1 protein-coding gene is annotated in these 659 nt (G+C 71.8%); it reads left to right on the plus strand.

What is annotated here, in order from left to right:
• Positions 1-12: 12 nt before the first annotated feature.
• Positions 13-659, plus strand: a 647-nt coding sequence (locus S2M10_RS08985) for an Hpt domain-containing protein (RefSeq protein WP_348770558.1), incomplete at its 3' end; no start/stop codon positions are given.

The raw sequence follows: 659 nt of genomic DNA on the forward strand, positions 1-659 counted from the left end.
GGTGCTCGGCCGGTGAGCGGCGGCGATCCGATCGCCGCCTTCCGGGTCGAGGCCGGCGACCTGCTCGACCAGGTCGAGCAGGGCCTGCTCGACCTGACCCACCGGCTCGACGATCGCGACCTGATCGACGCGGTGTTCCGGGGCTTGCACACGCTCAAGGGCTCGGGGGCGATGTTCGGCTTCGACGCGCTGGCCAGCTTCACCCATCACTGCGAGACCGCCTTCGACCGCGTCCGCAAGGGCCTCGCGCCCGCGACCCAGGGGCTGGTCGCGGTGATCCTCTCGGCCAAGGACCATATGCGCGCGCTGGTCGACGGCGACGGCGCGGGGCTCGAAGCCGCCGGCGCCGCAATCCTCGAGGCGCTGCAGCGCGAGGTGGATGCCGCCGCCGGCGCACCGCCCACCGCGCCCTCGGCCCCCGTCCGCAAGGGCTGGCGCCTGCGCTTCTACCTGCCGCCCGAGAGCATGGCCAACGGCACCAACCCGCTGATGCTGCTCGACGAGCTGCGGAGCCTGGGCGAGTGCACGATCACCGCGCGCACCGACCGGCTGCCCCCGCTGGCCGAGCTGAACCCGATCGAATGCCATATCGGCTGGGACGTCACGCTCTACGGCGACGTGTCGCGCGACGATATCGACGACGTGTTCCTGTTCGTGAT

The organism is Sphingomonas sp. S2M10 (assembly GCF_012650175.1).
Lineage (GTDB): Bacteria > Pseudomonadota > Alphaproteobacteria > Sphingomonadales > Sphingomonadaceae > Sphingomonas.